1 protein-coding gene is annotated in these 795 nt (G+C 29.4%); it reads left to right on the forward strand.

The annotated features are described in order from the left end of the window. The coding region (locus tag V3W49_RS22650; protein WP_500148197.1) for an MOFRL family protein at positions 1 to 677 on the forward strand (677 nt) is incomplete at its 5' end. Between the last annotated feature and the right edge of the window lie 118 nt (positions 678 to 795).

Raw genomic sequence — 795 nt, forward strand, 5'->3', positions numbered from 1 at the left:
TAATGTCAGATGTACACGATAATGATTTATCTTCTATTTCATCAGGATGTACCTATTTTGATAGAACCACATTCCAGGATGCTAAAAAAATTATTATGAAATACAATTTATCTCATAAAATTCCTAAAAACATCTTAAAACGTTTCAATGCTGGCGCACTTGGTAAAATTAAAGGGACGCCTAAAAGATCAAAAATTACTAATCAGGTCATTTCTACAAATAATGATTGCCTCAAAGAAATGGCAAAAAAGGCAAAACAATTAGGTTTTACTACAAAAATTTTTTCAATTTCTGGAAATATAGAATTAGCCTCTAAAAAACTCGTTAAATTAATTCCAAAGAAAAAAAATTCTTTTGTTATTTTTGGTGGAGAAACAACTGTCAGAGTAATTGGTATTGGGAAAGGTGGAAGAAATCAGGAACTGGTCCTACGAATTTTGCAAAAACTTCAAAACTCACGTGATGATGTGGTATTTGCTTCATTAGGAACAGATGGTATAGATGGAAATACAAAACATGCTGGTGCAATAATTGAAAATTTTCCCATATCATCACAAAAAATTTCAAAATACTTGAAAAATAATGATTCAAACTCATTTTTTAAAAAATATGGCGGTTTGATTAAAACCGGATATACCCATACCAATCTTATGGATATTGGTATTATCCTTCGATAATTAGTGATCCAAATCTAAAATCACAAAATCATCGAACCGTAATTTTTTCCCTTTTTAAAATGGAGCTAAACTTTGTCAAGGTTTTTGAACAACTATTTTTTTTACTTTATGGTCTTGA

Source organism: Rosenbergiella sp. YN46, assembly GCF_036620675.1.
GTDB lineage: Bacteria > Pseudomonadota > Gammaproteobacteria > Enterobacterales > Enterobacteriaceae > Jejubacter.